The sequence below is a fragment of the Corynebacterium sp. HMSC075F02 genome, assembly GCF_001838335.1.
GTDB classification, from domain to species: domain Bacteria; phylum Actinomycetota; class Actinomycetes; order Mycobacteriales; family Mycobacteriaceae; genus Corynebacterium; species Corynebacterium jeikeium_D.
On the sequence record NZ_KV836311.1, the window covers coordinates 132,772 to 153,875 of the forward strand.

17 protein-coding genes are annotated in these 21,104 nt (G+C 57.7%); 7 read left to right on the top strand and 10 right to left on the bottom strand.

Annotated elements, in window-relative coordinates; genetic code table 11:
• Window positions 1-2: 2 nt before the first annotated feature.
• From HMPREF2920_RS05170 to HMPREF2920_RS05180, 3 genes are all read right to left on the bottom strand, one after another.
• A complete protein-coding gene (locus tag HMPREF2920_RS05170; protein WP_048734130.1) occupies window positions 3-1,403 on the bottom strand; it encodes an SPFH domain-containing protein in 1,401 nt (466 codons plus the stop codon).
• 91 nt (window positions 1,404-1,494) lie between these two features.
• On the bottom strand, window positions 1,495-1,932 hold the full coding sequence (locus HMPREF2920_RS05175; protein WP_042388696.1) for an NfeD family protein: 438 nt from the start codon (window positions 1,930-1,932) through the stop codon (window positions 1,495-1,497).
• 60 nt (window positions 1,933-1,992) lie between these two features.
• Entirely contained in the window at window positions 1,993-2,847 is an 855-nt protein-coding gene (locus HMPREF2920_RS05180; RefSeq protein ID WP_049170585.1) for a DUF3097 domain-containing protein, read from the bottom strand.
• 65 nt (window positions 2,848-2,912) lie between these two features.
• On the opposite strand from HMPREF2920_RS05180, the gene HMPREF2920_RS05185 reads away from it, so the two are divergent.
• Complete coding sequence (locus HMPREF2920_RS05185; RefSeq protein WP_016422771.1) at window positions 2,913-3,770, top strand: hypothetical protein; 858 nt, start codon at window positions 2,913-2,915, stop codon at window positions 3,768-3,770.
• Between the two features lie 40 nt (window positions 3,771-3,810).
• Here HMPREF2920_RS05185 and HMPREF2920_RS05190 read toward each other — a convergent pair whose 3' ends face one another.
• From HMPREF2920_RS05190 to HMPREF2920_RS05215, 6 genes are all read right to left on the bottom strand, one after another.
• On the bottom strand, window positions 3,811-4,869 hold the full coding sequence (locus HMPREF2920_RS05190) for a ferrochelatase (protein WP_070567084.1): 1,059 nt from the start codon (window positions 4,867-4,869) through the stop codon (window positions 3,811-3,813).
• 119 nt (window positions 4,870-4,988) lie between these two features.
• Window positions 4,989-5,981: a VWA domain-containing protein gene (locus HMPREF2920_RS05195; protein ID WP_049190713.1), complete on the bottom strand. Its 993-nt coding sequence runs from the start codon at window positions 5,979-5,981 to the stop codon at window positions 4,989-4,991.
• A gap of 115 nt (window positions 5,982-6,096) precedes the next feature.
• Window positions 6,097-6,945 (bottom strand): DUF58 domain-containing protein, encoded by an 849-nt coding sequence (locus HMPREF2920_RS05200; protein ID WP_070567087.1) that lies wholly within the window; start codon window positions 6,943-6,945, stop codon window positions 6,097-6,099.
• Window positions 6,945-7,949: an AAA family ATPase gene (locus tag HMPREF2920_RS05205; protein WP_070601442.1), complete on the bottom strand. Its 1,005-nt coding sequence runs from the start codon at window positions 7,947-7,949 to the stop codon at window positions 6,945-6,947. Before HMPREF2920_RS05205 ends, HMPREF2920_RS05200 begins: the two co-directional genes overlap by 1 nt.
• A 54-nt stretch (window positions 7,950-8,003) precedes the next feature.
• Entirely contained in the window at window positions 8,004-9,623 is a 1,620-nt protein-coding gene (locus tag HMPREF2920_RS11020; protein ID WP_016422766.1) for a DIP1281 family NlpC/P60 protein, read from the bottom strand.
• Between the two features lie 634 nt (window positions 9,624-10,257).
• On the bottom strand, window positions 10,258-10,767 hold the full coding sequence (locus HMPREF2920_RS05215) for an Rv1476 family membrane protein (RefSeq protein WP_049190717.1): 510 nt from the start codon (window positions 10,765-10,767) through the stop codon (window positions 10,258-10,260).
• Between the two features lie 367 nt (window positions 10,768-11,134).
• On the opposite strand from HMPREF2920_RS05215, the gene acnA reads away from it, so the two are divergent.
• From acnA to HMPREF2920_RS05245, 6 genes are all read left to right on the top strand, one after another.
• Window positions 11,135-13,921, top strand: coding sequence for an aconitate hydratase AcnA (gene acnA, locus HMPREF2920_RS05220; RefSeq protein WP_080971469.1), 2,787 nt, complete (start codon window positions 11,135-11,137; stop codon window positions 13,919-13,921).
• A 222-nt stretch (window positions 13,922-14,143) separates the two neighbouring features.
• The gene (locus tag HMPREF2920_RS05225) at window positions 14,144-14,710 is read left to right on the top strand and encodes a TetR/AcrR family transcriptional regulator (RefSeq protein ID WP_016422763.1); all 567 of its coding nucleotides are present in this window, start codon (window positions 14,144-14,146) and stop codon (window positions 14,708-14,710) included.
• A gap of 142 nt (window positions 14,711-14,852) precedes the next feature.
• Window positions 14,853-15,602 carry a glutamine amidotransferase-related protein gene (locus HMPREF2920_RS05230; RefSeq protein WP_049170598.1) on the top strand — a complete coding sequence of 250 codons (750 nt, stop codon included), beginning with the start codon at window positions 14,853-14,855 and terminating at the stop codon, window positions 15,600-15,602.
• A 48-nt stretch (window positions 15,603-15,650) separates the two neighbouring features.
• Window positions 15,651-16,397: a glutamine amidotransferase gene (locus tag HMPREF2920_RS05235; RefSeq protein WP_080969614.1), complete on the top strand. Its 747-nt coding sequence runs from the start codon at window positions 15,651-15,653 to the stop codon at window positions 16,395-16,397.
• Between the two features lie 45 nt (window positions 16,398-16,442).
• Window positions 16,443-18,719 (top strand): sensor histidine kinase, encoded by a 2,277-nt coding sequence (locus tag HMPREF2920_RS05240; protein ID WP_049170602.1) that lies wholly within the window; start codon window positions 16,443-16,445, stop codon window positions 18,717-18,719.
• Window positions 18,712-19,470 carry a response regulator transcription factor gene (locus HMPREF2920_RS05245; protein ID WP_224433497.1) on the top strand — a complete coding sequence of 253 codons (759 nt, stop codon included), beginning with the start codon at window positions 18,712-18,714 and terminating at the stop codon, window positions 19,468-19,470. The genes HMPREF2920_RS05240 and HMPREF2920_RS05245 overlap by 8 nt, the downstream gene beginning before the upstream one ends.
• On the opposite strand, the gene HMPREF2920_RS05250 is transcribed toward HMPREF2920_RS05245, so the two are convergent.
• Window positions 19,467-21,098: an ABC-F family ATP-binding cassette domain-containing protein gene (locus HMPREF2920_RS05250; protein WP_070567100.1), complete on the bottom strand. Its 1,632-nt coding sequence runs from the start codon at window positions 21,096-21,098 to the stop codon at window positions 19,467-19,469. The genes HMPREF2920_RS05245 and HMPREF2920_RS05250 overlap by 4 nt on opposite strands.
• Window positions 21,099-21,104 lie beyond the last annotated feature (6 nt).

A 21,104-nucleotide genomic window follows, 5' to 3' on the forward strand; every position in this document is an offset into this window, starting at 1 on the left:
GCTTACTGCCCATTTTCTGGGGCGTAAGGGTCACGTGACCATCCTGAAAAATCTGGACGCTCGGCGGAGTGTGTACCGCCGCCTGCATTGGTATTGCCGGTGCCAGGAGCCGAGGGCAGGTCACGTTTGCCGGAAGGAACTGACGGCGCAGCCGGTGTGGCCGGCGCAGCGGGCGCAGCCGGTGTCGCAGGTTCAACCGCTGCCGGGCCGTTCTGGCCACCCAACTGTTCAGGCTGAGCGGGCTGAGCCGAATCAGCGCGGCGATTCTTCTTCCTCTCAGGGGTATTACCAGCTGCTGCAGCTACCGGATCATCAACCGGGCGGTTAGCGACCTCGTTCGCCGCGGCAACTGCACGAGCCAACTCCGGATTAGTCGACATGTCGAACCAGTTCTCGTCGCGGCCCTGCTCAGCCTCTTCCTTGGTCTCTCGGCTCACGGCCGGAGGCTCATAGCGGAAGACACCGTCGGCATCCTTCTTGCCGAAAGCCCTAGCGAAGCTCTCGAGACTGTCGCCAAACTGCGACGGAATCATCCAAACAGTATTGCCGTCCTTATTTGCCAGCTCAGGCAGCTTCTCCAGGTACTGCCAGGCAAGAATCTCAGGTGTCAACTGTGAAGCCTTAACAGCTGCGTTGACCTTCTGGATAGCGCGAGCATTACCCTGTGCCTCAAGGTAGGTAGCGGCGCGAGTACCCTCAGCGCGCAGAATGGTTGCCTGACGCTCAGCTTCAGCAGCCAGAATTGCTGCGTGCTTGTTACCTTCGGCGGCGAGAATCTGTGCCTGCTTACGGCCCTCAGCAGTTTTAATGTCGGCTTCGCGGGTACCTTCCGCAGTCAGAATCATGGCGCGCTTCTCGCGATCGGCCTTCATCTGCTTTTCCATCGACTGCTGAATCGACGGTGGCGGCTCAATGGCCTTCAGCTCCACACGAGCGATACGAAGACCCCACTTGGCAGTGGCCTCGTCCAGCTCGCCGCGCAGACGGCGGTTGATGTAGTCACGGGAAGTCAGTGTCTCTTCCAGTGTCAGGCCACCCACGACGTCGCGAAGCGTTGCGGTGGTGATCTGTTCGACGCCGAAGATGTAGTCGTCGATACCGTAAATTGCCCGATCCGGTTCGTTGACCTGGAAGGTCACGACGGTATCGATAGCCACAGTCAGGTTGTCTTCGGTGATCACTGCCTGTGGCGGGAAGGTAACCATACGCTCACGGGTATCAACCTTCTCGCGCACTCGGTCAATGATCGGGATGATGAAGTTCAGGCCGCTGTTCAGTGTCTGCGTGTATCGTCCCAGTCGCTCTACGATTGCCGCTTCACCCTGAGGAACCAGGACAATCGCTTTGAGAACCAAGGTAACAACCACGAGAATGAAAACGACGAGGATGATAAAGCCTTCCATGAGATTCCCCCGTAGCTAGAAACTGTGTGGTCAGTTATTTAATGGTCAGTAACTAAGAGTGCTCCGAGCGCCCTTTAAGTGAGTTGACTGCTCAGAGCAGCTTGTCCACTACTGCGGTATTGCCCGAAATCTCTACAATCGTGACTCTTTCCTTCGCATCGAAGGTCTGCGCAGTCAGAAGACTGCGCGCGCTCCACAACTCGCCGTTGACCTTAATCAGACCCGCTGACGAAGAAACTGGCTCGATGACCTCAGCATGACGGCCCGCTAGCAGTTCCGGACGCGACTCCAGTTCGGCGGACTTGTCCGGTTTTGCCATCTTTTTGCGCAACACAGGGCGAACTGTCAGCACAAGTGCGGCGGACACAACGGCGAAGATAACCACTGATAGCCAAAGCGGCGCTCCAAGCTGGCTCGCACCGGACGCTGCCAGTGCACCACCTCCGAGCATTAACAGTGCTAAATCTCCGACTGCGAGTTCACCGAGAACCAGTAGGAGGCTTGCTCCGAGCCAAAGGAGAGGAATCACGCCCTCACCCTACCTACTTTGCAGAACAAATGTGGGGCGAGTGGAGCCAGTATTCCGGGGTCAGTACTGCATATGTGGCTCAGTTACGAAGTCGACCAGGCGCTCAACTGCGCCAATCAAATCTGACTCCAGATCACGGTAGGTGTGTACACCTGCGTAGACACGTCGCCAGCCCTCCTTGGGGTCGTCTCCCCAGCCCAAGCGACGGCAGATTCCTGTCTTCCAGTCCTCCCCGTAGGGAACTTCCGGCCATGCCTCGATGCCTACCGACGAGGGTTTGACCGCTTGCCAGACATCGATAAACGGGTGGCCTGTGACCATCACGTGCGGGCCGAGCTGCTGAGTCATGCGGCTTTCCTTACTGCCCTCCACCAAGTGGTCTGCCAGGACTCCGACGCGGCGCTTCGGACCCGGACCAAATTCGGCCAAGCGTTCTGGAAGGTTGTCCAAGCCCTCCAGATACTCCACGACTACGCCCTCAACACGCAGATCGTGGCCCCACACCTTCTCGACGATTGCCGCGTCATGAATACCCTCGACCCAGATACGGCTGGGGAGAGCAACCTTGGCCTTGACGTTGTGGACCTTGCGCGAGCCCGATGCCGACAGATCCTGCGAGGGCTTTTTGGGTTGTGCTTTCGGACGCACCAGAGTCACAGGTTTGCCGTCGATGAGAAAACCGCGCTCGTGCATGGGAAACAGCCGAGACTTGCCGTGGCGGCCCTCCAGCCGGACGCACCAGCCGTCGAAAGTTTTCTCCAACCCGATAATGGCACCGACGAATCCGTCATAGGACGCCTCGACGACAACACCATTTTCTGCTGTCACCTCGCGTGCCGGCTGTGGGATACGGCGGCGGTGGCCACGTGCGCCAGCGAACACGTCCTGATTGCGGTACGGGTCTTGAAAGCTCATGGGTACTGAGATTAACAGCATCGGTTACGGGACCAACGACACGCTGCACTAGGATGAGCTGCACTATGCAGCGCAGTGTTCTCGACCAGGTCTGGAGTCCAACTCAGCACATCGCCCTTTGGCTGGGCGCGTGGTTGTCGGGTTTGGAAAACTACGATCATCTCCTCGACGCGCTAGACTCGCTCGGCGGACCCACGTCAGTTCCGGGGACGTTCGTGCTTGCCGACGCCACGGTTCCGAATGTCATCGATTGCGACGCTGATCTCGATCGAAGCGACATGCTCCGCCTTCTTCGAGCGGTTACTGAAGCGGGAGATTGGCACAGTGACCACCGTCCCCTCGTCCGCCTCATTCTCTCCGGGCCCGGTGATGCACCTGCACTGCCTGCGGGAACCGACGCCGCTGAAGCTGCACGCGCAGCAGGCTCGGCCATTGTGATTGCGGATGCGGAGCCGGGCTGGAACCATGTGCTCATACCAGTGACAACGCCGGTGCCAGGCCTACCGCAGTGGCATTGGTACACACTGGAAGGCCACATTCCCGAGCCGGCCTATCTCTCCCCTGGCGAGGCGGATTTACAGCTGGCAGATGCGGCGCGGGTTGCGGCTGCCACGATTGCGGCGATGCCGCGTTCACCGCTGACGTCGTCAAGCAGTGGTGCCCCGAAAGTGGATCCCCGGCTGATGGTCGGCATGCTCGATGACCACCTGGACATGGCCTTTGTGCCGGATGATGTGCCACGCCGTGCACTGGGAGTGCTCGCCAGAGCTGATCGGGTGTCGTCGATTCTGGCGGTGGCACAGGGCAGCGAGTCGGGGCACGGCAGCGCCGCGTTTGATGCGCAGCTCATCCCGCTGTGGCGGAAGATTCGGCAGGCGCGGATGAGCGCGGTGGAATACGCGATTCAGGAGTGGACTCGCTAGGGATTTGCCTTGCCCCGCGGCCCCATTGCCGCCAAAGGAATCAGTGTGGGCGGCGCTTTGCCGGGGTACAACAGGATGCGGCGCAGGGGGCGCCGTTGCAGGCCGAGCCGAGTAGCGGTTCACTTCCCAGACGGCGGGGCTTGACATCTGCGATGCGCTCTTCGATGAGCTCCACGAGCATGTCGGTGAAAGTAGCCGTCGGACCAGGCGTTGCGACCCGCTCGATGACGATGTCGTGATGAGCCATTTCATCCTGAAGCTCAGCATCCAAATCCCAGGCGACCTCAACATGATCCGAGATGAAGCCAATCGGGCACACTATTGCGGATCGGAGGCCGTTGGCGACCTTCGCTTCAACGTGGTCGACGATGTCAGGCTCCAACCACGGCACGTGCTCCGGGCCAGAGCGGGACTGCCAGACGACGTCAAAGTCGGTGATACCCACTGCGTCGGCGACGAGCCGTGCTGCTTCGTTGACCTGGCGGGAGTAAAGATTTCCGCCGAGCTCTACCGACCCGGATGCCTTGTCCGCAGAGACCGGAATAGAGTGAGCGGTGAAAATAAGCCGGGTGTCCTCACGGCGGTCATCCGGTAGCTTGGCAAACGCCTCACGCACTGCGTCTGCATAGGCTTTTATAAAGAGCGGATGATCGTAGAAGCTCCGGATTTTCTCCATGTCAAAAGCACGGTCGCCCAGAGATTCGCGCATCCGAGCAATGTCTTCGTGATACTGGCGGCAGCCGGAGTAGCCGCCCCAGGCGCTAGTGGCGAAAACGAGCGCTCGCTTAACACCGTCATCAGCCATCTTTGCCGCGGTGTCTTCAGCCATCGGATGCCAATTGCGATTGCCGAAATAAACAGGCAAGTCATAGCCACGGCGAGTGAGCTCAGCCTTAAGGTTGGAGACAATTTCGCGGTTTAAATCGTTGAGCGGGGACTTACCGCCAAAGTGCGCGTAGTGTGCACCGACTTCGTCCAACCTCTCCGGCGGAATTCCGCGGCCGCGGGTGACATTCTCCAGGAAGGGACGCACATCGGCCATCTTTTCGGGACCGCCGAAAGACAACAGCAAAATAGCGTCAAAATTATCAGAAGACATAGCTAATCATGTTAGTAGCGCAGTCTGAGGACTCCATAAGACGACTGCTCAATGCCCCCGGCGTCTCCTGCCAATCGGGTTCCATACAAATCGCTTTACGACGGCACCCTAACCCAGCCCTACTGCGGAATTCGACGATTGGTCACAAGCAGTGAGCCCACGGTCACTAGCAGCATCGCGAAGGCTGCGATCAGATAGGGCCTCGGATTCTCGGCCCGCTTGAGTTCGTAACCGATGTCATCTTCCAGTGAGCCATAGGCATCGCGGAGCTGCTCGAGGGAACCAGCGCTGAAGAACTCACCTTTTGTTCGACGGGCGATCTCTCGCAGCGAATCGTCGTCGTTAGGCACTGGAATTAATTCGCCCTGAACCGTGATTGCGCCTTGCGCGGTACCGAACGAAATCGTGTTGACTGGCACCCCGGCCTTGGCGGCTTCGGCGGCGGCGGTATATGCGCCGCGGGGATCGTCGAGTTCTTGTGGGACGGTCTGTTTGCCGTCGGAAAGCAGCACGATTGTAGCTGGTGGGGCGCCTTCTCCCCCGCCCTGAACTGAGTCGCTGAACTGATTGATGGCATCGAGCGCGGCTGCGATGGCATCACCGGTCGCAGTCGCCTGATCTAACTCAGCAGCCTGGAGCGCTCGATTCACGGTGTCATGGTTGGTAGTCGGGCTAACAGCAGTGCGAGCGCGACCAGAGAACGTCACCAGGCCGATATTGAGGTCGTCGGGAAGGTTCTCCACGAACTCTTGGCCGGCTTCTTTAGCGGCAGTGATGCGGTCTGGCGCAACATCTGTCGCCGACATAGACAGCGAAACGTCGACCACCAGCATGACCGTCGCTCGGTTGCGGGCGACTTTGGTCTCCGAAATCGGACCAGCCAATGAAATGATGACCAGAACTAGCGACAACAGCGCACTGATAGCCACGACATGGCGCAGGCGTGCCGACGACTTATTCCCCAGTGACCCAACGATGGTGAAGTTGCCAAAGGCAATGGCACGTTGCTTTCGCTGCTTAGTGCTGATCCAATAGGCCACGGCTGCCACGAGAGGCAGAGCGAGTGCGAGCAGCCACCCTGGGTGCGCAAAAGTTGAGTTTAGGAACGTCATCGCGGTATCAGTTTCCTCACATCCAGTCGCCTAAACAGCCGCGTATAAACCAGTGGCTATAGCCGGTTAGTCGGTGGCCCAAAAAAGATAGCACTAACAAACGGTTACTCAGACGCTAATGTTGGCCAATTTGTCGAGCAAAATCCAGTACCCAATCGGAATCCGTACGCAAGGTAATAACGCGAGCACGGCATTTGCGCAGTTCATTGATTACACGCTCGTGGTGGGCACGAGCCTGAGCCGCATACTCGGCGCGGGTCTTGTCGTTGATGTTGAGTTCAATGGTCTCGCCGGTTGCTGAATCCGCCATGACCACCGGGCCTTCGCCGGGTAAGGCTTCATCGGCTGGATCTACCAGGCGAATCGCCATAATCTCTGTCGAGGCCGAGGCAACGCGCAGCGGGCGCGCCCAATCGAGTGATCCAAGGAAATCCGAGATGACAACCAACAGCCCAGCGCGCGGAGCCTGAGTCATTACTGTGTCAATATCCGCTGCGAGGTTATGCTCAGCAGTCGCGTCAGCCAACTGCTTGAGCAGCATCAAGCTGTGGGCACGGCCCTGGCCCGCGGGCACTGGAGTGCCGCCGGCGATTAATCCAGTTCGGGACCCCGGGGCGTCGTTAAGCATCGTTACAGCGCCGGCAGCGGCGGTGAGCAGATGTCGTTTGGTGGTATCGGCCAAGCCCGTGGACAGACGTGCGGCGGGTTCGGCGACAATCCAGCACTCCAGCTCGCGCTCGGCCTCGGAGGTGCGAACATGCGGCACTCCAGTACGGGCTGTCACTGCCCAGTTCATCTGGCGAACATCATCGCCGATGACATATTCGCGGGAGCCAACCGGCTCAGAGCCATCTCCAGTAGCGGTGGAGAGAAAGCTGCCGCGCAAAAGTCCGTTGAGCTTACGCGTAACAGTTAGCTCTAAGTACGCCAGGACGCGTGGAAGATCGTCTTCACGAGCTGACATTAGGAGGCAGTGCCCTCATCGGAGCCAGTGCTCGCGCCTTGGGGAAGGCGCACGTGAGACAACACGATGTCAATAATCCGTTCGGGAGTAACGCCATCGGCCAGGCCCTCATAGGACAGGACCAAGCGATGACGCAGCACGTCGGGAAGCACGGAAACCACATCGTCCGGCACGACATAGTCGCGACCGGAAAACAGCGCGTGGGCGCGGGCAGCCGCGACAGCACCAAGAGTTGCACGCGGTGATGCGCCATAGGAAAGCCAGCGGTCGACATCCTTCAACTCCGCCCGCATCGGATTGCGGGTGAGTTCGATGACGGCCACGATGTAGTCAATCAGTGTGTGGTGGACAAAGACTTCGCGGGTAGCGCGCTGCAGTTCCCGAACACTCTCTGGGGTGAGAATCTGCTGCGCGACTGGAGGGGTGGCTCCCATGCGGTAGACAATCTCCCGCTCTTCCGCCGGAGTGGGGTAACCCACGAGGACCTTAAATAGGAAACGGTCCCGCTGGGCCTCCGGCAGTGGGTAGACACCCTGGTTTTCGATTGGGTTTTGCGTGGCCAGAACCAAAAACGGCTCCGGTACTGGCGTGGACTCCCCTGCGATGGACACCTGGTGCTCTGCCATGACTTCCAGCAGAGCCGACTGCACCTTCGCCGGTGCGCGGTTGATTTCATCAGCGAGCACGATATTTGACATGACCGGGCCGGGCTCGACAATGAACTCCGAGGTGTCCTGGCGGAAAACCCGGGTGCCGACAATATCTGATGGCACCAAATCCGGAGTGAACTGGATGCGGGAGTAGGACCCACCCATCACTGTGGCAAAAGTAGACACTGCCAGAGTTTTCGCAACACCCGGAACACCTTCGAGCAGGACATGACCTCCTGCGAGCATCGCGATGAAGAGCTGCTTAATCAGGTGCTCCTGGCCAACCACAATCTTCCCCAGCTCCGCGTATGCGCGCTCGAGGTCCGTGTGGTCAGTGGGCGTTGGGTAGGTCACAGAGAAACCCTTCTTTAGGTCGGTCGCCCGACCTGTAGAACACGTCGTTAGAAACTAGACGAGGCGGACAACGTTCGGTGTCATTCCGTTATAACGGACTGGCGAGATCTTAACCACAGAACCGGACTGCGGTGCCTCAATCATCTTGCCATCGCCCAGGTAGATAGCGACGTGGCCATGACCATTCGGGCCCCAGAACAGCAGGTCACCACGCTTCATCTGAGATGCCGGGTAGTGCTTTCCGCGCTGGTACTGGTAGCCGGTGTAGTGAGGCAGGTCAATGCCGACAGCGGCGTAGGCGTACAGAGTCAGGCCCGAGCAGTCGAAACCAATCTTGTTGTAGTCGCCGTGGGAGTCAGCTACTCCGCCGTCGCGGATGCCCTTGGTCGGGCCGTTGGCGTTGCCGCCACCCCATGCGTATGGGACACCGAGCTGCCCCATCGCACGTGCGATGACAGTCTCAACCTTCTGGCTGGAAGAACCCGAGGTGCTCTGACCGGTCTCCGGATTCGTTGGCGCCACAGTCTGTGCCGGGGTGCCGCTTGACGACGAGCTGCCGGTGCTAGACGATTCCGAAGTCTCGGTGGACTCAGAGGAGTCCGAAGATTCGGTCGTCTCAGAGGAACTGGTGGAGCCGGTGGAGCTGCTAGAGCCAGTGGAGCCGGTGGAGCTGTCAGAGCCAGTGGAGGCCGTAGAACCAGTCGAGTCGGTAGAGCTAGTGGAATCAGTCGAGCCCGTAGAACCAGTGGTGCTAGAGCTTTCATCTGTGGACTCAGAAGAGGAATCCTCATCAGTCTGGTTCGACTGCGCCTCGGCGCGAGTCTTAGCTGCGGCTTCCTCAGCGGCCTTCTTGGCAGCGGCGTCTTCCGCTTCCTTGCGGGCCTGCTCGTTCTCATAATTCTGGCGCTGGGAGTTCAGCTCGTTGACCGCGTTTCGGGCTGCATCCAAAGATGCCTTTGCGGCATCGCGATCGACCTGAGCCTGCTGGTAATCAGCTTGCTCCTTTTGAAGCTCCTCGTTTGCCTCGGAGTACGCGTTCTGAGCATCGGTGTTTCGCTGGTTTGCGGTGGCTTCCGCCTGCTGAGCCTCGTCACTCTTCTTGCGAAGCGTGGACTCTTGGTTAGCAGCCTCGGTTCGATTCTTATCCAGAGAGTCAACGGTCTGCTCTTGACGATCAGCTTCGCGACGCAAAGCGGACAGGCGGTTAATAGCCTCGGATGCATCTCGCGCACCCTCGAGAATCGAGCCGCTGGAACGTCCCTGGCGCATGATGGTGCGTGCTAGCTCGTCGAACTGCTTCTGGGCACTAGCGAGCTCAGCGCGGGAACGGTCGAGTTGGATCCGTGCCTCGTCGACCGCCTCGCGCGCACGGTTAGCGGCATCTCGAGCGTTCTCAAGGTCTACCATGGCCTTGTTGACATCCTCGCGGAGAGTGCCCATGCGTAGCTCGAGGTCAGATACCCGGCGCTCGCTGGAAGTTACCTCGGCGACCAGGGACTGCAAGTACGACTCGGCGTTAGAGGCCGCCTCGCGCGCTTGACGGATCTGGGCGTCGCTCGGATTTAGTGGTTGTGCAGCTGCGACCTGAGTGTTCGTCGCCAGAAGACCCGCCGTGATAATACCGGCAATTGGACGAGTCCAATATGATGCACGGACTTTGCGATTACTCGGCACCGCGTTACTCCTACATTTCTCCTATGGGTGCGTTCACGCCTCAGAATCGACACCAGCGACTTCCCCATCGTTGGATATCTTCCTGTTGTTGCCTCCAGGTCTTGAGTGGAACTTCGAAAAACGTCGAACCGAAACCAGAACCAAAAGCAACAGCGGCGCTCCCGCGAGTTTTCTTCGGTCAATACTGGACCCTTGAGTCCACTATTGGCATCACGAAGCACTTTACGGGTCAAAAAGCTCTAAAAAAACATAAGTAACAAAATTACCAACTGTCCCCCACTTTGTGACCGTTTCGTTATATGTCGTGGCCTGCGGTTATGGTGAGCCCTAGGTTTCTATGTGAATTATGTCACTATTAGATGACTTATCGGCGTGCCGGAGTGTCGTAGGCCTTTACCTGGGGTACCGGACATAAGAAAAGGTCAAGCTTTAATGCTTGACCTTTGTGAAAATCGTTGACACGGTTACGGTGGCTGCAACAGTGTTATCCAATTCAGATAGTGGCTGATTTCTCTACTGCTACCAGTTTTTGGGGCATTTGCCCTGTCTTTCGCCTGGGGGGGGGGTGGAAAACCGGGGACGGTGAATGTTTCAGTGAGACCGTTAGCTTCAGCGTCCGTCGTAAAGCGAACTCTTAGGCGGTTGGGCGTGTGCGTAGCCAGTAGAACGTCAGTCCGACGAAGAGTGCGACGATAACGACGCCTGCGATGAGGCTGTAAAGAGTCCACGGAACGACGTAGTTAGTGAGCTCGTGCAAATAGGCATCGAGACCCGCCGGATAGTCTCGTGGAGTCTCCATCATTGCGTGGTCGGCGCGTTCAATGGCTGCGCGGGGGAAATCGGCAGATGCGGTGGCCACATTGCCCGGTGTGCGCACGACAGTGGTGCCGCCGACTTGGTCCGCTACTTGGCGGGCAAAGGAAAAGATGTCGGTGTTCTTTTGTTCGGCGACGGGGTAAATCTTCTCGCTATCTAGGTAGATGATATTGAAATTGGGCACCCCCCGATTTGCTGCATCGTCGACAATTGGCTGGACCGCTTCTCGGAGCTGTGGGTTATTTGTCACGATGTTGTCGGTGCGTAGCTGAGCGACCACCTTCGCGACGGTTTCTTTCGCTGCCTGTGAATCTGCTGGCGTATGCATTAATTGCCTTCCGTATCGTGCTCCTGTTTTGCGTGAGAATGGTTTCCACGCGCCCCAATTTGGCGGAGATGCTGCTTCGTTTGTCCTATCTATAATGGCCTGCTCTGGATGTGAACGGGGGTAGCGTGACTCGGCGCGCCGCGAGCAATCTACATACAGAACGTTCGTACTGTTATTGTTGATGCAAGGACGGTAACGCTTCCTTAAAAACGTGTGTGTGGGCTCGTGTGCCCCGCGTCGTGATTATTGCTTTAATTGGTTGATAAGGGGCGGCGTGATCGCACCTATGCCTTGTGGAGAGCCGAAATTCGAGTGCCGGACTCTTCAGTTAAGGCGACAATTCACCCGAATAGAAATGGAGCTGACTGTGGCTGAAAGCAAAAACTCTTTCAACGCCCTGCGCAAGCTTGAGGTCGGAGACAAGTCTTATGACTACTTCGCTCTTGACGCCGTGCCGGGTATGGAGAAGCTGCCTTACTCGTTGAAGGTTCTCGGTGAGAACCTGCTGCGCAACGAAGATGGCGCCAACATCACTGAGGAGCACATCAAGGCTGTCGCCAACTGGGTTCCTTCGGCTGATCCGTCGATCGAGATTCAGTTCACCCCTGCTCGCGTTATTATGCAGGACTTCACCGGCGTCGCCTGTGTTGTTGACCTGGCTACCATGCGTGAGGCTGTTAAGACTCTCGGCGGCGACCCGGATCAGGTTAACCCGCTGAACCCGGCAGAGATGGTCATCGACCACTCGGTCATCATCGAGGCCTTCGGTAGCGAAGACGCTCTGGCTAAGAACGTCGAGATTGAATACCAGCGCAATGATGAGCGCTACAAGTTCCTCCGTTGGGGTACTGGCGCATTCTCCAACTTCCGCGTTGTTCCTCCGGGAACCGGTATTGTCCACCAGGTCAACATCGAGTACCTGGCTCGCGTTGTCTTCGAGAACAACGGCCTGGCATACCCGGACACCTGTGTTGGTACTGACTCCCACACGACCATGCAGAACGGCCTGGGCATCCTGGGCTGGGGTGTCGGTGGTATTGAGGCTGAGGCCGCAATGCTTGGCCAGCCGATCTCCATGCTCATTCCGCGCGTCGTTGGCTTCAAGCTGACTGGTGACATTCAGCCGGGCGTTACCGCAACCGACGTTGTGCTCACCGTCACCGATATGCTGCGCCAGCACGGCGTCGTCGGCAAGTTCGTAGAGTTCTACGGCGCTGGCGTCTCCAAGCTGCCGCTGGCTAACCGTGCGACCATCGGTAACATGTCGCCAGAGTTCGGTTCCACCGCTGCTATCTTCCCGATCGACGATGAGACCGTCAAGTACCTGGCCCTGACTGGCCGTGACAAGGAGACCCTGGAGCGCGTCGAGGCTTACGCCAAGGCTCAGGGCATGTGGTTGGACGAGAACACTCCGGAGGCTGAGTACTCCGAGTACCTCGAGCTGGACCTGTCCACCGTCGTTCCGTCCATCGCTGGCCCGAAGCGCCCGCAGGACCGCATCGAGTTGGCTTCCGCCAAGGAGCAGTTCCGCAAGGACCTGCACAACTACTCCGACGGCGAGATTAAGGGCGCTGTCAAGGCTTCCGCACCGACCTCCGAGCTGGCCGCAGACTACAACGAGTCCCGCGAGGGCCACGGCGAGTCCGCCGCTAACGGCGCTGAAGGTCGCCCGAGCTCCCCGATTACCGTCACTTCCCCGAAGGGCGGCGAGTACACGCTCGACCACGGTATGGTCGCTATCGCTTCCATCACCTCTTGTACCAACACCTCCAACCCGTCGGTCATGATTGGTGCTGGTCTGTTGGCACGCAAGGCAGTCGAGAAGGGTCTGCAGGCTAAGCCGTGGGTCAAGACCATTTGTGCTCCGGGCTCCCAGGTTGTTAACGGCTACTTCAAGCGTGCTGACCTGTGGAAGGACCTCGAGGCTCTGGGCTTCTACCTGTCCGGTTTCGGTTGTGCAACCTGTATCGGTAACTCCGGTCCGCTGCCGGCTGAGATTTCCTCCGCCATCAACGAGGCCGACCTGGCTGCTACCGCGGTTCTGTCCGGTAACCGTAACTTCGAAGGCCGCATCTCCCCTGACGTGAAGATGAACTACCTGGCCTCCCCGATCCTGGTTATCGCTTACTCTATCGCCGGTACCATGGACTTCGACTTCGAAACTGACGCCCTGGGTCAGGACGCAGAGGGCAACGATGTCTTCCTACGCGACATTTGGCCGTCCACCGAAGAGATCGAAGCAACCATCGAGGCCTCCATCTCCTCCGAGCTGTACGACGAGGACTACAAGGATGTCTTCGCTGGTGACGAGCGCTGGCAGAACCTGCCGACCCCGGAGGGCAAGACCTTCGCTTGGGACGACAAGTCCTCCTACATCCGCAAGGCACCGTACTTCGACGAGATGGAAATGGAGCCGGCACCGGTTTCCGACATCAAGGGCGCTCGCGTCCTTGCTGCCCTGGGTGACTCGGTGACCACCGACCACATCTCCCCGGCTTCCTCCATTAAGCCGGGCACCCCGGCTGCTCAGTACCTCGACTCCATGGGCGTTGAGCGCAAGGACTACAACTCCCTGGGTTCCCGTCGTGGTAACCACGAGGTCATGGTGCGCGGCACTTTCGCTAACATCCGCCTGCAGAACCAGCTGCTTGACGGTGTTACCGGTGGCTACACCCGCGACTTCACCCAGGAGGGTGGCCCGCAGGCCTTCATCTACGACGCTGCCATGAACTACAAGGAGGCTGGCACTCCGCTGGTCGTCGTTGGTGGTAAGGAATACGGCACCGGTTCCTCCCGTGACTGGGCAGCTAAGGGCACCCTGCTGCTGGGCGTCAAGGCTGTTATCGCTGAGTCCTTCGAGCGTATCCACCGCTCGAACCTCATCGGCATGGGCGTTGTTCCGCTGCAGTTCCCGGAGGGTGAGTCCTGGAAGTCCCTGGGCATCGATGGCACTGAGACCTTCGACATCGCTGGTCTGGAGGAGCTGAACAACGGCTCCATCCCGAAGACCGTCAAGGTTACGGTTACCAAGGAAAACGGCGAGTCCTTCGACTTCGACGCTGTGGTCCGCATCGATACCCCTGGTGAGGCTGACTACTACCGCCACGGCGGTATTCTGCAGTACGTCCTGCGCAACATGATCAAGGGCAACTAGTTTCCCTTTGACTCGTGCGCGCTAGGGCTTGTTACAAGCAGCGCTTCTAGAGGCCGGTAGGTAGCGCTAGCCCGCGGATTCATACCCCACGGGCTAGCGCCCTGCCGGCCTCGGGTTTCTCTACCCCAACCAAAATGAGGCTTGGGAAGTATAGGAATGGCGCTGCCACGTCATGCAGTGAAACATGTCCCTGGGCGTCGCCGGCAAGAAAAGAGTTTCCTTATGCCAAAAGTGAGTAACCAGGATTTAGCTCAACGGCGGCACGAAATTCTCGACGGCGCTCGGCAGTGCTTTGCAGAATTCGGCTACGACGGCGCAACGGTCTCTCGTCTGGAGTCCGCTACCGGTAAGTCTCGCGGTGCTATTTTCCATCACTTCGGATCCAAAGAAGGTCTGTTCTTAGCATTGGCCGAAGAAGATGCCGCAAATATGGCGGAAGTCGCGGAGGCTTCCGGCTTAGTGGAAGTAATGCGTGACATCGTGGCGAACCCAGACAAGCATGGCTGGCTGGGAACTCGCCTTGAGATTGCCCGTCGCCTTCGCAGCGATCCGGAGTTTAAGGGCCAATGGTTGGGTCATCAGGATCAATTGGATGACGCTGTTGCCCACCGATTGACCCAGACATCCTCATCCGGCTCCCTACGGTCGGATTATTCGGTTCGCACGATGCAGCTTTTTCTCGAGCTGATGCTCGATGGCATCATCGTTCGTCTGGCATCTGGTCGCACTGTCGACGAATTGGATTCCGTGCTTGATTTAGTTGAAGACAGCTTACGGCGCAAGGACTAGCCACTCAGGCTAGGCCTGATAGCGTTACGTACCACCCGCTCCCCTAATGCGGGAGCGGGTTTCGGCTTTCTGCCGTGCATTTACCCCGTTTGACCGGTGACAATGCATAGATTTCACCCAATATGGACTAAGCTGTCTATTTATGAGTGTGGGTAAGTTTTTGTTGGTGGCGCTCCGCCCCGCAGATGGTGCGGGGCAAGCCGAGTACCAGGACTTTCTGGATTCCACCGGGCTTGAGCCCAGCCAGTTGGATCTGTTTACCATCGACGCTGTCGGCGCTAAGTTGCCCGACCTGACCTCCTATGACGGCGTATTCGTCGGAGGCAGCCCATTTAACATCACCGACCTTGAGCATTCGGGGCTGCAGAAGTATTCGCACGATGTGCTTTACGACGTACTTAGGAGTCCTGTCCCCGCACTGCTTATCTGCTACGGCGCTAGCTACACGGCCTTTACTTCGGGCGGTTTGGTTAACCTGCGTCACGGCGAAGTAGCGGGTTCTACCCGGGTAGAGCTCACCGAAGCTGCCACTCAGGATCCAATAGCTTCGGTGTTGCCTCCGGTTTTTTATGCGTTGACTGGCCACAAGGAATCCGTTGCGGAACTTCCAAATCACGCGACTTTGCTTGCCACAGGTCCAACCTGTCCGGTGCAGATGTACTCGATCGGACCGAATAACTGGGTTACCCAATTTCATCCGGAGATGAATGCTAACGGACTGCTCCGCAGAATGTCTTTCTACACCGACGTCGGTTACTTTGACCCGTTGGAAGTCGACGCGATTCGACTAAAGGTATCTGATGTGGACCTCCAGGCCGTCTCGTCAATCATCCCCCGATTTATGCACGTATGTACGCATGCAGCCAATCCGAGCCTGCTAGTGGTGCAGTAGTCTCCGTCCCCCCTCTAGCTCCCTTTTTCACGAAATTTGTTCCCGCAAATGTCTACCTCCGCCAAGCCCTTCCTCTTGCTTTCCACACGCGGCGAAGATGCCGCAGCTCACGCTGAACATCTCTCATTTGCCAGGAGGTGTGCATTGGCGCCGGCAAAGTTGCATCAAATTCGCCTGGAACAGTCTCGTCCGGGGAATCTGAATCTAGATAACTACTCGGGCGTAATCGTTGGCGGAGGACCCTTTAACGCCTCTGATGACGATAAGAGCTATCTACAGAAGGAAGTCGAGACCTGGTTCGAGGATTTGTTGGCAGAAGTGCTCGAACGAGACTTCCCCTTCTTCGGAGCTTGTTATGGCGTCGGCCTGCTCGGTACTGCTGGCCATGGCCGTGTCTCCCGCAAGCACGGGGAGCAGGCAGCTGTAATCGAAGTAGCTGCAACTCCAGATGGCGAATCAGATCCAATTCTTGATGGTTTACCGGCCCACTTTCACGCCATCGTCGGCCACAAGGAGGCCATCGAAGAACTGCCTGGCGACGCTACGTTGTTGGCAACTGGTAAGGACTGCCCCGTACAGATGTTTCGGTTGGGCCGCAATGCATATGCGACGCAGTTTCACCCGGAATTAGATGCCAACACATTTGCCCAGCGTCTCCAGATTTACGCAAATGAGGGCTACTATTTACCAGGAACAGATCTTAAAGCGGTGTCGGCCGCGCGACAGTTGGATGTTGCTCGAAGTGGGCGTATTCTTCAGAATTTCGCTCGGCTCCATACCGCATGTAGAGACTAATTAGTTTTATCTAGTGGCAATAAGCAAAAGGAATGTGATTGTCGCATGGAGAGGTGGAATCCCGATTCGGCACTTGCCGGACAGTCACCATCAATTGAAATGTCTGTGCTGCGATCCGGCGCGATTATTATTGCCGTCACCGGCTTTTTGTGGCAGGTTGAATCGGCTGTTCGTTCTGTCCCCTTTGAAAACTTTCTGAGCCACTGGTTCCCTTTTGCATCACTGCTCATATTCATTCTCAGCGATATGTTGTTGATTTGGGCTGTGATTAATAATACGCGGCGAGGCCTTATTACCGCACTGCGTGTGCCGATGTACATCATGTTGGTTTTCCTGATGTTGGTTTCAACCTATTGGGATCTCCCTCATAACCTCGTTGGAAATGCGCTCTGGTATAGCCCATTTTCAGGTTTAGCCCTCGCTGCATTTGCTCTGACAGTGCCACTCCACATCAGTTTGTCCGTGATGGTATTTGTTCCCGGACTTATTGCGGTCATTAATTCGTGGTTGCTGGGACACACTTTTTGGCTCGACATGTTGTCGGATGTTGGTTTCAATCTCATCAACACTTTTCCATTTGTGATTATTGCAGGCTCTGCACAACCCGTCGCAAGGCTTATTGACTTCACCTACGAGAACTCTCGGAAGGTCAATGAGAGAGCGGAGCGTATGCGTGTCCGCGGCGAGGCGATGAGCAGCTTCAACGCCTATGTCCATGACTATGTATTGGCCGCACTGTCTGCAATCGGTAAGGGCTCTAAGATTGACTTCTCGCTAGACGAGCAGACTGGGCTGTTTTTCTCGCCTCGGCAAACAGTAAGCGGTAGAGCTTTTGCTGAGGCTGTACGGGCGCAATTGATGTCGGTGAGCCCCGACATTTCGGTAACGCTAGACACCAGCGAAGAAGGCGGTCCAGTTCGGCTGCCAGGAGAAGTTGCTAACACGTTCCTATTAGCCGCAACCGAGGTGGCAAATAATGCCAAGCGTCACGCAGGTGCCGCAGCGGAAAAGAAATGCCACATTCGTGTTGCCTCGGGAGAGGTGTCCATTGATTTTCGTGACGATGGCACCGGGTTCGACCCCGAGGGAATTGACCCGCATCGTGCAGGTATCCGGTTGAGCGTTAAAGGGCGAATGGAGGCCCTTCGCGGTGGAGATGCTCTCGTTAATTCAAAGCCTGGGAAAGGTACTCAGGTTATTCTCAAATGGCACGGTAATACCTCTCCTGTGGAAGAGGAAGATGTAGTCGATTCCTCCGCTCACACGACATCGCTGTATGACCTCATGGGAATGTCAATTGTTTTTTCCTGGCAGTTCTACGGCGCGATCGTCGGCGTGTTGTTCATGGTTCTAGTCAGTAATGGACAATTATTTACCGCGGCCGGGCAAATCAGTCTGGCATTAGCGATCGGCCTTCTCGGGCTGATTATGTATGGCCGCCATTCACAATTGCCGTTAGCCCGTGCAATCGTAACTGGTGTCGCGATCGTTGTATTAGCTGTGGTGGGGCTCTACCAGCCCATTCCAAATAATTTGGAATGGTCGTATTTCTGGCACTTTAGCTTAATTTCTTTTGCATCTGCATTGCTCTCCATCCGCGGCCGCCCCTGGGTTGCGCTGAATTCAGTGCTCGGTGGCGCGATCATGGTGGAGCTTCTCAAGTTCTTCCCCTTTGCCCCCTCGGATACGACCCACATCAGTATCTCTGGAGTTGACCTGTTAGTTCGCTCCGTGATGTTGGTCGCGGGAATTTTGACGTCCATCATGGTCCGCTTTTTTATGCGCACCGTTCCGCAGTCTATTCAGGATTATAATCGTGCGCTGTACGCTGCCGGGGCCGCCAAAGAGTACGAAATTAGCAGCCAGAGTAACTACGAATGGCTGCAGCGCCGGGTCGGCCCCATTTTTAGCGCCGCTGCAGTTTTGGAAGAACCGACCCCGCGACTGCAGTTGCGTGCGCGGCTTACAGAGCAGCTTCTCCGAGACGTCCTACGTTCGCCGCATCTAAATGTTGGGTCCCTTCACCAAGCTGTTTGGGACGCCCGCGCAAGAGGTGTTCATGTCCGGCTCCTCGATGACCGCAATCACACGCAGGCCGTTTCCGATAGCACCGATGTGCGCCGTATTCCGCTTGTCGACGACGATTCCGCGGTGGCCAAGTTGATGCCGAACTTCCTCGAAGCAATCGATAACGCCGAAGAAGGATCGGTAACAATTCGCCTATTGCCCCCGGGCAGACGTGCATTTGCATCTATTTCTGATGACAATGGAGTGCAAAGGTTTGATGAAGCCGGTGAGAGGATAGTGATGTCACGTGACTAGGGAGAATATTGCGGGAATGAGCAATGCTTCCATCGACGTCTCGGCTGCAATTGACTCCGACAACATCGGAGATTACAGCGTGCAGTCGGATCGTTTGCTTCGCGTTGCTGCGATTGATGATCATGCCTTGACTCTGCAGGGGCTCGAAACCCTGCTTTCTGCAGAGCCAGACTTTGAGCTCGTCGGCTGTTATCAAACTGTGCCGGAGCTACTGGCCGATGTGGGCACCGATGACCGCCTGGATGTGGTCGTGCTGGATCTACGGCTGGCGGATAATTCAGATCCAGCGCAGAACGTTCTGTCGCTGGAATTGGTTACCGATCACGTGCTCATCCTCTCGTCAGCTGAAAGCCCATACCTTGTCCGAAAGGCAGTGCGTACCGGAGTAATGGGGGTTGTGCAGAAATCGGAAACCCCGGAGACAATCGTGTCTGCAGTACGGCTGGCGGCACTTGGCAAGGGCGCGCTGACTACAGAATGGGCATCGGTAGTTGACTCTGATCCCCTGCTCGACTCTGTCGATTTGTCAGAACGCCAGCGTGAGGTACTGGAGCTTTACGCCTCCGGTGAGTCGACGAAGCGAGTCGCGTCGATGACAGGGCTGACACCGAACACCGTGTTGGACTACTTGGGTCGTATTCGAGCCAAGTATGCGGCAGCTGGCCGGGCCGAGAACAGCCTTAACAAGTCGGAGATGTATAGGCTCGCTCAGCAGGACGGTTACCTGCCAGGGCCAATGGATCCGTCTTAAGCCAGCTCGACGATTTCCATGTAGTCGTCGCTCCAGAGGTCTTCGGTGCCGTCGGGAAGCACGATGACACGCTCGGGCTCGAGAGCCTTGACCGCACCGGGATCATGGGTGACCAGTACGACGGCACCCGTGTAGGTGCGCAGCGCGTCGAGAACCTGTTCGCGGGACTGCGGGTCGAGGTTGTTAGTGGGCTCGTCGAGAAGCAAGACGTTGGCGCGAGAGCTAACCAGCGTCGCCAGCGCCAGGCGTGTCTTCTCACCACCGGAGAGCGTTCCCGCAGGCTGCTGCAGTTTGTCGCCGGAGAACATAAAGGCACCGAGCAGGCTCCGCAGTTCCGGTTCGTTGACGTCGGGGCAAGCGTAGACGGTGTTTTCCCAGACAGTCTTGTCCGGGTCAATCGTGTCATGCTCCTGGGCGAAATAGCCGATGCGCAGGCCGTGGCCGGAGACAATGCCGCCTTCGCCATCGGTGCGCTCCACACCGGCGAGTAGCTTCAGCAGCGTCGTCTTACCAGCGCCATTGAAGCCGAGGACAACCACGCGGGACCCCTTGTCAATCGCAAGATCCACACCGGCGAAGACTTCCAACGAACCATACATCTTGGTCAGTCCCGTGGCGTTGAGCGGAGTCTTGCCACAGGGGGCCGGTTCTGGGAAGGAAATATGAGCGACCTTATCCTCGACACGGACCTCGTCGAGACTGTCCATCATGCGCTCAGCACGAGCCACCATCTGCTTGGCCGCACGGGCCTTCGTCGCCTTCGCGCCTAGCTTCTCGGCCTGCTTGCGCAGTGCGCTGGCCTTCTTCTCCGCGTTGGCGAACTCACGGCGACGTCGAGCCTCATCGGTCGCGCGTGCCGACAGGTAGTTCTTCCAGCCCATGTTGTACACATCAGCTTCGGCGCGCACCGCATCGAGGAACCAGACTTTGTTACACACGGCCTCGAGCAGCTCGACATCGTGCGAAATCATGATCAAGCCGCCCTCATGCTTACTGAGTAATTCGCGCAGCCAGGTAATCGAATCCGCATCGAGGTGGTTCGTCGGCTCGTCGAGAAGCAGCGTCGTGGCGGACTTGCCCGAGCCTTCGGTAGCGGCGAAGAGAATCTGAGCAAGCTCGACGCGGCGGCGCTGACCACCCGAAAGCGTCTTCAGCGGCTGGTCGAGTACGCGCTCCGGCAACCCCAGCGCGTCGCAAATGCGGGCTGCCTCGGCGTTCGCCTCGTAGCCGCCGAGGTCGTGGTAGCGCTCCTCGAGACGCGAAAACTTCCGAATCGCCGCATCGCGTTTCGTGTCAGTGGTCGCGGTCTCCATGATCTCCTGTTGGCGATCCATGCTGCGGCGGATTTGGTCAAGACCTCGCGCCGACAGCACACGGTCGCGGGCGGAGATGTCGATGTTGCCCTCGCGCGAGTCCTGTGGCAGGTAACCAATCGAGCCAGAGCGCACTACTGAACCGCCATAGGGTTCAGTTTCACCGGAGAGAATACGCATAGTCGTCGTTTTGCCAGCACCATTTCGCCCGACGAGTCCAATCCGGTCTCCCGGCTGGACGCGCAGCTGCTCACCCGGAGCAGTGAGCAGGGTACGGGCGCCGACTCGGACTTCAAGGTCATGGGTCACAATCACGAACGA

Coding starts and splice junctions, on each gene's coding strand:
- HMPREF2920_RS05170 (WP_048734130.1), bottom strand. CDS start 1,403: ATGGAAGGCTTTATCATCCTCGTCGTTTTCATTCTCGTGGTTGTTACC.
- HMPREF2920_RS05180 (WP_049170585.1), bottom strand. CDS start 2,847: ATGAGCTTTCAAGACCCGTACCGCAATCAGGACGTGTTCGCTGGCGCA.
- HMPREF2920_RS05185 (WP_016422771.1), top strand. CDS start 2,913: ATGCAGCGCAGTGTTCTCGACCAGGTCTGGAGTCCAACTCAGCACATC.
- HMPREF2920_RS05190 (WP_070567084.1), bottom strand. CDS start 4,869: ATGTCTTCTGATAATTTTGACGCTATTTTGCTGTTGTCTTTCGGCGGT.
- HMPREF2920_RS05195 (WP_049190713.1), bottom strand. CDS start 5,981: ATGACGTTCCTAAACTCAACTTTTGCGCACCCAGGGTGGCTGCTCGCA.
- HMPREF2920_RS05200 (WP_070567087.1), bottom strand. CDS start 6,945: ATGTCAGCTCGTGAAGACGATCTTCCACGCGTCCTGGCGTACTTAGAG.
- HMPREF2920_RS05215 (WP_049190717.1), bottom strand. CDS start 10,767: ATGCATACGCCAGCAGATTCACAGGCAGCGAAAGAAACCGTCGCGAAG.
- HMPREF2920_RS05225 (WP_016422763.1), top strand. CDS start 14,144: ATGCCAAAAGTGAGTAACCAGGATTTAGCTCAACGGCGGCACGAAATT.
- HMPREF2920_RS05230 (WP_049170598.1), top strand. CDS start 14,853: ATGAGTGTGGGTAAGTTTTTGTTGGTGGCGCTCCGCCCCGCAGATGGT.
- HMPREF2920_RS05235 (WP_080969614.1), top strand. CDS start 15,651: ATGTCTACCTCCGCCAAGCCCTTCCTCTTGCTTTCCACACGCGGCGAA.
- HMPREF2920_RS05240 (WP_049170602.1), top strand. CDS start 16,443: ATGGAGAGGTGGAATCCCGATTCGGCACTTGCCGGACAGTCACCATCA.